The sequence below is a fragment of the Enterobacter sp. CM29 genome (assembly GCF_013179605.1).
Lineage (GTDB): Bacteria > Pseudomonadota > Gammaproteobacteria > Enterobacterales > Enterobacteriaceae > Enterobacter > Enterobacter intestinihominis.
Genome location: NZ_JABMCU010000188.1, coordinates 1 through 8,914, shown reverse-complemented (window position 1 = coordinate 8,914; position 8,914 = coordinate 1). Strand labels below are relative to the sequence as shown.

The 8,914-nt window shown below is 56.6% G+C and carries 10 protein-coding genes; 6 read left to right on the top strand and 4 right to left on the bottom strand.

Annotated features, from left to right (window positions below; translation table 11 throughout):
• Both HP459_RS18780 and HP459_RS18775 read right to left on the bottom strand, forming a co-directional pair.
• The coding region (locus HP459_RS18780; protein WP_171936632.1) for a cation transporter at window positions 1-811 on the bottom strand (811 nt) is incomplete at its 3' end.
• Window positions 812-887: 76 nt separating this feature from the next.
• Window positions 888-1,514, bottom strand: coding sequence for a lysoplasmalogenase (locus tag HP459_RS18775; protein ID WP_022649672.1), 627 nt, complete (start codon window positions 1,512-1,514; stop codon window positions 888-890).
• 129 nt (window positions 1,515-1,643) lie between these two features.
• Between HP459_RS18775 and HP459_RS18770 the strand changes: the two genes are divergently transcribed.
• On the top strand, window positions 1,644-2,003 hold the full coding sequence (locus HP459_RS18770; RefSeq protein ID WP_022649671.1) for a DUF2500 domain-containing protein: 360 nt from the start codon (window positions 1,644-1,646) through the stop codon (window positions 2,001-2,003).
• Between the two features lie 87 nt (window positions 2,004-2,090).
• On the opposite strand, the gene HP459_RS18765 is transcribed toward HP459_RS18770, so the two are convergent.
• Both HP459_RS18765 and rsmD read right to left on the bottom strand, forming a co-directional pair.
• The gene (locus tag HP459_RS18765) at window positions 2,091-2,372 is read right to left on the bottom strand and encodes a DUF1145 family protein (RefSeq protein WP_022649670.1); all 282 of its coding nucleotides are present in this window, start codon (window positions 2,370-2,372) and stop codon (window positions 2,091-2,093) included.
• Complete coding sequence (gene rsmD, locus HP459_RS18760; RefSeq protein ID WP_063853835.1) at window positions 2,356-2,958, bottom strand: 16S rRNA (guanine(966)-N(2))-methyltransferase; 603 nt, start codon at window positions 2,956-2,958, stop codon at window positions 2,356-2,358. The genes HP459_RS18765 and rsmD overlap by 17 nt, the downstream gene beginning before the upstream one ends.
• 126 nt (window positions 2,959-3,084) lie before the next feature.
• Between rsmD and ftsY the strand changes: the two genes are divergently transcribed.
• The 5 genes from ftsY (at window position 3,085) to HP459_RS18735 (ending at window position 8,771) form a co-directional block, all read left to right on the top strand.
• Window positions 3,085-4,545 (top strand): signal recognition particle-docking protein FtsY, encoded by a 1,461-nt coding sequence (gene ftsY / locus HP459_RS18755; protein WP_171936631.1) that lies wholly within the window; start codon window positions 3,085-3,087, stop codon window positions 4,543-4,545.
• A gap of 2 nt (window positions 4,546-4,547) precedes the next feature.
• Window positions 4,548-5,213, top strand: a complete 666-nt coding sequence (gene ftsE, locus HP459_RS18750; protein ID WP_006812284.1) for a cell division ATP-binding protein FtsE — start codon at window positions 4,548-4,550, stop codon at window positions 5,211-5,213.
• Window positions 5,206-6,261, top strand: coding sequence for a permease-like cell division protein FtsX (gene ftsX / locus HP459_RS18745; RefSeq protein ID WP_022649667.1), 1,056 nt, complete (start codon window positions 5,206-5,208; stop codon window positions 6,259-6,261). The genes ftsE and ftsX overlap by 8 nt, the downstream gene beginning before the upstream one ends.
• A gap of 250 nt (window positions 6,262-6,511) precedes the next feature.
• The gene (gene rpoH, locus HP459_RS18740) at window positions 6,512-7,369 is read left to right on the top strand and encodes an RNA polymerase sigma factor RpoH (RefSeq protein ID WP_000159624.1); all 858 of its coding nucleotides are present in this window, start codon (window positions 6,512-6,514) and stop codon (window positions 7,367-7,369) included.
• A gap of 136 nt (window positions 7,370-7,505) precedes the next feature.
• Window positions 7,506-8,771: a 4-aminobutyrate--2-oxoglutarate transaminase gene (locus HP459_RS18735; protein WP_063148118.1), complete on the top strand. Its 1,266-nt coding sequence runs from the start codon at window positions 7,506-7,508 to the stop codon at window positions 8,769-8,771.
• The last annotated feature ends 143 nt before the right edge of the window (window positions 8,772-8,914 follow it).

Sequence of the window (8,914 nt, the reverse complement as noted above, 5' to 3'; positions counted from 1 at the left end):
GGGCCCCATCGGCTGGCAGACGTCCGCCTGCGGGCACTTCAATCACGTCACCCGGTCGCAGGGTGTTGATGGCGACCGTTTCACGCTGACCATCAATAACCCGCGTGGCGGTTTCCGGCTTTAGCGCCATCAGCGCGCTCACCCCTTTACGCGCCCGGCTCGCCGCCCAGCCCTCAAGGCGTTCGCCAATTAAGAACAGCAGCAGCACCATCGCCGCTTCCGCCGTCGCGCCAATAAACAGCGCCCCGATAGCCGCCACGCTCATCAGCGTTTCGATGGCAAACCAGCTGCCGCTTCTCATCAGACGCAGCGCCTGACGGGCAATCGGGAACAGGCCAACCAGCGTGGTGGCGATAAACGCCAGGTTGCCGAACGGGTGGTTGATCTGCTCCAGCCCCCAGCTCAGGGCCATCATCATGATGAGGGTGATAAGGGGCAGGTTTTCTTTTAGCGGGGACGTTTTTTCTGCGGGCGCCGTTTCGCTGCGCAGGGTATAACCCGCTTTGCTGACGGCGGCTTCAACCTGTCTGCTGACGTCGTTTTCGGCGCTGACCAGCAGCTTTTCGGTAGCGAACAGCACCTGAACGTGGCTCACGCCCGGCACCTGCTTCACCGCGTTTTCCACTTTGCGGGCGCAGGCCGCGCAGTCCATGCCGTTGACGACCCAGCTGTAGTGATTGCCGCTTTCAGGCAGCGTTTGAGTTTGCGTTTCGCATGCGCCCTCGCAGCAGCAGTCCTCTTTTGGCGGAACCGGGCTGAGCTTAAGTGCCGAGAATTTGGGAACTTTTTTAGGTATTTCTGGAGTCGACATGGCAGTCTCCGGTAATGATAATTTTCTCATTAACCGCAGCATACACTCTGGAGTCGACTCCAGAGTCAAGCGTTATTTAGATATACAGTGAACGCACAATCAGGAAGTGTCCGGCAAAGTAACAGGCGGCAGAAATCGCATTATCCGCACGGAAGCGGCGGCGATAGTGGCTGCCCAGCCAGACGATGTTACCCAACAGCAACAGTGCGGCACCGAAGAACGCGGACATCGCAGGCGCTGTCGGACGGAAGAACCACAGCTCGCCCGCCAGCCACACCATCACCAGCGTCATGGCGATAAACGTACACACCGGCAGACGCATCTCTTCCAGACGCGACCAGATCACCGCGATCAGCAGGGCGCCAATCACCAGCAGCACCAGCGGCAGCGGCCAGAAGATGGAGAGCGTCATCTGGCTGGCAAAGTAGATGGTATAGAGCAGATGCGACAGGAAGAATGCCCCCACGGCGTACAGCAGACGCTGGCGCGGCAGCAGGGTTAAGGCATCGCCAATCAGGGACGCACACAGCCCCGCGAGGACAAGATAGCTGATGGCGTTAAACATCGGTGCCTGCCAGGCAAGCAACAGCAGGAGCAATAGCGTGACGGGTTTAAACAACCAGCGCTGCCAGGCTGGGCCACGGTAAGACGCATCGACGTAAAGCCATGCGGAAAAACAGACAGCGATAAATGACCAAAGCATATTAACTCCCTGTAACTGTTGAGGCTGAATGATCAGTTTCTGATCCAGTGTAGTGACGCGAGCGGGCGTTTGGCAATGCCGGGGCAGGCGAGGTATCCTGAATTCCGCATAATCTGATGGGATTTTTCAATGAGCAAGATGCCGCTGTTTTTTATTGTCGTGCTGGCGATTATCGTCATTGCCGCCTCGTTTCGCTTCGTGCAGCAGCGCCGTGAGAAGGCCGACAACGATGCCGCACCGCTGATGCAAAAGCGCGTGGTGGTGACGAACAAGCGCGAGAAACCGCTTAATGACCGCCGATCCCGCCAGCAGCAGGTGACGCCTGCGGGCACAACGATGCGCTATGAAGCGAGCTTTAAGCCGGAAACCGGCGGGCTGGAGATGACCTTCCGACTGGAGGCGCAGCAGTACCACCAGTTGACGGTGGGGGAGAAAGGCACGCTGAGCTACAAAGGGTCGCGGTTTGAAGGGTTTGAACCGGAGCAGTAATTTTCCCCTCACCCCGGCCCTCTCCCCGAAGGGGAGAGGGTGTAAGCGTCCCCTCTCCCCTTCGAGGAGAGGGTTAGGGTGAGGGGGTTACTTCTTCACCTGCGCCTTAAACTTCTTCATCCACACCAGCAGCTCAAATACGCCGAAAATAAACACCCGCAGCTGCTGCCAGCCGGTCATCGGTGGGCTATCTTTCGGCAGTCCGTTTTTCAGCATCACCATCTGCAAGGCATGCATGAACGCGGTGAAAATCAGCGCCACGTTAATGAAGATATTCAGCGGACGCGGGAACGGGTGCACCAGATTCAAAATCAAAAATGCCCAGACGCCCAGCATCAGCAAGCGCCCTACGTTAATCAGTACTGGCATCGGATCCTCCTTGTGCCTGACGGTGATACAGACGATAAGCCACCTGGCCGGCGACCTTCTCGCGGTGCAGATCCCAGTGAACGGGAACGGGCGGCAGACCATTTTCCACTTCGCTTTCAACGTAAATCAGCGCGTCGTCCGCCAACCAGCCATTTTGCTCCAGCAGGGATAGCGTCTCTTCCAGCAGCCCTTTACGGAACGGCGGGTCAACAAACACCACGTTGAACGGCGTCCCCTGTTGCGCGAGGAAGCTCAGCGTGTTGGTATTCACCACTTTGGCGTTGGTTGCTTTCAGCGTAGCCAAATTTTGCTGCAACGTCTGCGCGACGCCGCGCTCCATCTCCAGCAGCGTGGCGCTCGCAGCATAGCGCGACAGCGCTTCCAGCCCTAATGCACCGCTTCCGGCGAAGCAGTCCAGGCAATGGGCGTCTACCATTGACGGGGCGAGCCAGTTAAACAGCGTCTCGCGAACGCGGTCCGTGGTAGGGCGTAAACCGGGGCTGTCCGGCACCGGTAATTTCCGGCCTCGCCACTGACCGCCGATAATGCGAATTTGACCGGCCGGGGCGCGGGTGGGTTTCTTCATCTCAGGAAAGCTCTGTTAACAATGCCCTGCGATTGCGGGCGGTGATGTCAATTAAGTAAAGTGTTAGACTATTTCATCATTTTTTTAGCTTCCCTGTATATAGCGCCGCGAGGAGTGTAGTCGCAGATGGCAAAACAAAAAAAACGTGGCTTCTTTTCCTGGTTGGGTTTCGGTGAAAAAGAGCAAGAAACAGAACAGAAAACCGAAGAACAGCAGGTTGTAGAAGAGCAGTCACAGCCTGAAACGCCTGTCGAAACCGCTGCGGTTGTCGAAGCGGAAGAGCCGGTGCACAGCAAAGAAGAGATTGAATCCTTTGCTGAAGAGGTGGTTGAGGTTACTGAACAGGTTCAGGAGAGCGAAAAACCAGAGCCGGTTATCGTTGAAACCCTTACCGAAGCGCCGCAGGCCGCTATCGAACACGAAGCGCTGCCGCTGCCGGAGGAGGTGAAAGCTGAAGAGGTTTCTGCCGAAGAGTGGCAGGCCGAAGCGGAAACCGTTGAAATTGTTGAGGCGGTGGAAGAAGAAGCGGCCCTTAAGCCAGAGCTGACCGACGAAGAGCTGGAGGCCCAGGCGCTGGCGGCGGAAGCGGCTGAAGAAGCGGTCATCGTCGTGCCGGTGGAAGAGCAGGCCGAAGAAGAGATCGTTCAGGAGCAGGAAAAACCGACCAAAGAAGGTTTCTTCGCGCGCCTGAAGCGCAGCCTGCTCAAAACCAAAGAAAACTTAGGTTCCGGATTTATCAGTCTGTTCCGCGGCAAGAAGATCGACGACGATCTGTTTGAGGAGCTGGAAGAGCAACTGCTGATTGCGGACGTGGGCGTGGAAACCACCCGGAAAATCATCGCCAACCTGACCGAAGGAGCGAACCGCAAACAGCTGCGTGACGCTGAGGCGCTGTACGGCCTGCTGAAAGACGAGATGGGTGAAATTCTCGCAAAAGTTGACGAACCGCTTAATATTGAAGGCAAAATGCCCTTTGTTATTCTGATGGTTGGCGTCAACGGCGTGGGTAAAACCACCACCATCGGCAAGCTGGCGCGCCAGTTTGAGCAGCAGGGCAAATCGGTGATGCTGGCGGCGGGCGATACCTTCCGTGCGGCAGCGGTGGAACAGCTCCAGGTGTGGGGCCAGCGCAACAATATTCCGGTCATTGCCCAGCACACCGGCGCGGATTCCGCGTCCGTGATTTTTGATGCCATCCAGGCGGCGAAGTCGCGTAATGTGGACGTGCTGATTGCAGATACCGCAGGGCGTTTGCAGAACAAATCGCACCTGATGGAAGAGCTGAAGAAAATCGTTCGCGTCATGAAGAAGCTGGACGAAGATGCACCGCATGAAATTATGCTGACTATCGACGCCAGCACCGGACAGAACGCCATCAGCCAGGCGAAGCTGTTCAATGAAGCGGTAGGACTGACCGGGATCACGCTGACCAAGCTGGACGGCACCGCGAAAGGCGGGGTGATCTTCTCCGTGGCCGACCAGTTCGGCATTCCTATCCGTTATATCGGTGTGGGCGAGCGTATTGAGGATTTACGTCCGTTTAAAGCGGACGACTTTATTGAGGCACTATTTGCCCGAGAGGACTAACAATGATTCGCTTTGAACACGTCAGCAAGGCCTATCTCGGCGGGAGACAAGCGCTGCAGGGGGTAACATTCCACCTCCAGCCAGGCGAGATGGCATTCCTGACCGGCCATTCCGGCGCGGGGAAAAGTACCCTGCTCAAGCTGATCTGTGGGATCGAGCGGCCAAGTGCCGGGAAAATCTGGTTCAGCGGCCATGAAATTAGCCGTCTTAAGAACCGTGAAGTGCCGTTCCTGCGTCGTCAGATTGGCATGATTTTCCAGGATCACCACCTGCTGATGGATCGCACGGTTTTCGATAACGTCGCGATCCCGCTGATTATTGCCGGCGCCAGTTACGATGATATCCGCCGTCGCGTTTCGGCGGCGCTGGATAAGGTCGGGCTGCTGGACAAAGCGAAGAACTTCCCGATCCAGCTCTCCGGCGGTGAGCAGCAGCGCGTGGGCATCGCCCGTGCGGTGGTGAACAAGCCTGCCGTCTTGCTGGCGGATGAACCGACCGGTAACCTGGACGATGCCCTCTCTGAAGGGATCCTGCGTCTGTTTGAGGAATTTAACCGCGTGGGGGTCACGGTACTGATGGCGACGCACGACATGGGGCTTATCTCACGCCGTTCGTACCGCATGCTGACCCTGAGCGACGGGCATTTGCACGGAGGCCACGGTGAATAAGCGTGATGCAATGAACCAGATTCGGCAGTTCAGCAACCGGTTTGACCGTTTCCGCAAGCCTCAGGGCGGCGGGGACGGCAATCGCCATGCGCCTAAGCGTGCCAAAGCGACACCGAAACCGAACTCCCGTAAAACCAACGTCTTCAACGAACAGGTGCGCTACGCCTTCCAGGGCGCGTTGCAGGATCTAAAAAGCAAACCGCTGGCGACGTTCCTGACGGTGATGGTGATTGCCATCTCCCTGACGCTGCCGAGCGTCTGCTACATGGTTTACAAAAACGTAAACCAGGCGGCGTCCCAGTACTATCCGTCGCCTCAGATCACCGTTTATCTGGATAAAGCCCTCGACGATAACGCGGCGGCGCAAGTGGTGGGGCAGATTCAGGCCGAGCAGGGCGTGGAGAAAGTGAACTATCTTTCCCGCGATGAAGCGCTGGGCGAATTCCGCAACTGGTCCGGGTTCGGCGGCGCGCTGGATATGCTGGAAGAGAACCCGCTGCCCGCCGTGGCGGTGGTGATCCCGAAGCTCGATTTCCAGGGCACCGATTCGCTCAATACCCTGCGCGACCGCATTACCCGCATCAATGGGATTGATGAAGTGCGCATGGACGACAGCTGGTTTGCCCGTCTTGCCGCCCTGACCGGGCTGGTGGGGCGCGTATCGGCGATGATCGGCGTGCTGATGGTGGCGGCGGTGTTCCTCGTCATCGGTAACAGCGTGCGCCTGAGCATCTTCGCCCGTCGCGATACCATCAACGTGCAGAAACTGATTGGCGCAACGGATGGTTTCATCCTCCGCCCGTTCCTCTATGGCGGCGCGTTATTAGGTTTTTCTGGTGCATTTCTTTCATTGATTTTGTCAGAAATTTTGGTGATGCGGCTGTCGTCTGCCGTCACCGAGGTGGCGCAGGTTTTCGGAACGAAGTTTGATATCAGTGGCTTAGGGTTCGATGAGTGCCTGCTGTTGCTGCTGGTCTGCTCCATGATCGGCTGGGTGGCGGCATGGCTGGCAACGGTTCAACATTTACGCCACTTTACTCCCGACTAATAAAAGCGTGATATAATCTTTCCCTGCACCGAGATGTTCGCTTGCAGGGAAAGCGTCCCTGTTGTCTCTTCCCCTGTAATCATCTTCATGTCACATTTTGTGCGTAATTTATTCACTGTTGCACCTGGAACTTGTGGATAAAATCACTGTCTGATAAAAGAGTGAATGCTAATCTCGTTGCTCAAACGCTTTGGCATGGTTGTTGCCTGACGGGGACAACCTGGACCAGAAGAAACATTGAGAGGAATGAATGACCAAAGAAATGCAAACTTTAGCTTTAGCCCCTGTTGGTAACCTGGAATCTTACATCCGGGCTGCGAACACCTGGCCGATGTTAACGGCTGAGGAAGAAAAGGAGCTTGCTGAAAAGCTGCATTACCAGGGCGATCTGGAAGCAGCTAAAACGCTGATCCTGTCTCACCTGCGCTTTGTTGTTCACGTTGCTCGTAATTATGCGGGCTACGGCCTGCCGCAGGCGGACCTGATTCAGGAAGGTAACATTGGCCTGATGAAGGCGGTACGTCGCTTCAACCCGGAAGTGGGTGTGCGACTCGTCTCCTTCGCCGTGCACTGGATCAAAGCGGAAATTCACGAATACGTCCTGCGTAACTGGCGTATTGTGAAAGTCGCCACGACGAAAGCGCAGCGCAAACTGTTCTTCAACCTGCGTAAAACCAAGCAGCGTCTGGGCTGGTTCAATCAGGATGAAGTGGAAATGGTGGCGCGCGAGCTGGGCGTTTCCAGCAAAGACGTCCGCGAGATGGAATCCCGTATGGCCGCGCAGGACATGACGTTTGATATGTCTGCCGACGACGATGCCTCCGACAGCCAGCCGATGGCCCCGGTCCTGTATCTGCAGGATAAAACCTCTAACTTTGCTGACGGCATTGAAGAGGATAACTGGGAAGACCAGGCGGCAAACAAGCTGACCTTCGCGATGGAAGGCCTCGACGAGCGTAGCCAGGATATCATCCGTGCCCGCTGGCTGGACGAAGATAACAAGTCCACGTTGCAGGAACTGGCCGACCGCTACGGCGTCTCCGCTGAACGTGTGCGTCAGCTTGAGAAGAACGCCATGAAAAAACTTCGCGCCGCTATCGAAGCGTAATTTCCGCGAAGTACACCGAGAACCCCTGGATGAGAGTCTGGGGGTTTTGTTTTTTTAGCGCCCGCTCTGGCGAATTTCTTCCCCCTGGCAAACACTTACTGATGCGCTAAGCAGGCGACTTTCAGAGGGTGACAGGGTGAAAAATAACGAACTGAACGACCGGCGTTTACAGGCGACGCCGCGCGGTATCGGCGTCATGTGTAACTTCTATGCCGATAAAGCCGAAAACGCCACGGTGTGGGATGTAGAAGGTAACGAGTATATTGATTTTGCCGCCGGGATCGCCGTGCTGAATACCGGGCATCGCCATCCTAAAGTTATCGCCGCCATCGAAAAACAGCTTCATGCCTTTACCCATACCGCTTACCAGATCGTCCCCTATGAAGGTTATGTGGCGCTTGCCGAGCGCATCAACCAGCGCGTACCCATAGAGGGGCCAGCCAAAACCGCCTTTTTCTCAACCGGTGCAGAAGCGGTCGAAAACGCGGTGAAAATTGCCCGCGCGTACACCAGACGTCCCGGCCTTATCACCTTCGGCGGCGCGTTCCACGGCCGTACCTTTATGACCATGGCGCTGACCGGCAAAGTGGCGCCCTATAAGCTCGGCTTCGGCCCGTTCCCCGGCTCGGTGTACCACGCGCAATTCCCCAACAGCCTGCACGGCGTCAGTACCGCCGAAGCGTTAAAAAGCCTGGAGCGCATCTTCAAAGCCGATATCGCGCCCGATCAGGTGGCGGCAATCATTATTGAACCGGTCCAGGGCGAGGGCGGATTCAACGTCGCGCCCGCTGATTTTATGCAGGCGCTGCGTGCCCTGTGCGATACCCACGGGATTTTACTGATTGCCGACGAAGTGCAAACCGGCTTCGCCCGTACCGGCAAGCTATTCTCCATGGAAAACCACTGCGTGAAGCCCGATCTGATCACCATGGCGAAAAGCCTGGCGGGCGGAATGCCGCTCTCTGCCGTCTCTGGCCGGGCAGAGGTGATGGACGCGCCCGCTCCGGGCGGACTGGGCGGCACCTACGCGGGTAACCCGCTGGCGATTGCGGCGGCCCATGCGGTGCTGGACGTGATTGACGAGGAAGATCTCTGCACGCGCGCGTCTCATCTCGGCCATCATCTTGTCGAGGTGCTGAATAAAGCGAAGGATGGCTGTCCCTGGATCGCCGATATCCGTGGGCAGGGCTCGATGGTGGCGGTGGAATTTACCGATCCGCAAACCGGACAGCCGTCGCCGGAATTTACCCGTCAGGTTCAGGAACGCGCGTTGAACGAAGGGCTGCTGCTTTTGAGTTGCGGCGTCTACGGCAACGTTATCCGCTTCCTCTACCCGCTCACCATCCCCGAAGCGCAGTTCCGTAAAGCGCTGGATATTATTTCCGCCTCGCTGACACGATAAAGCCAAAAGCCCGGCTCAAATGACAGTCGGGCTTATCATATTTTCATTTCAAATTAGCTATTCCAAAATCATAAAAATGGGGTATGTTTTAGCAGAGTATGCTGAAAAAGCGCGAACAGCACGCCTATAATTGAAATAAAGCG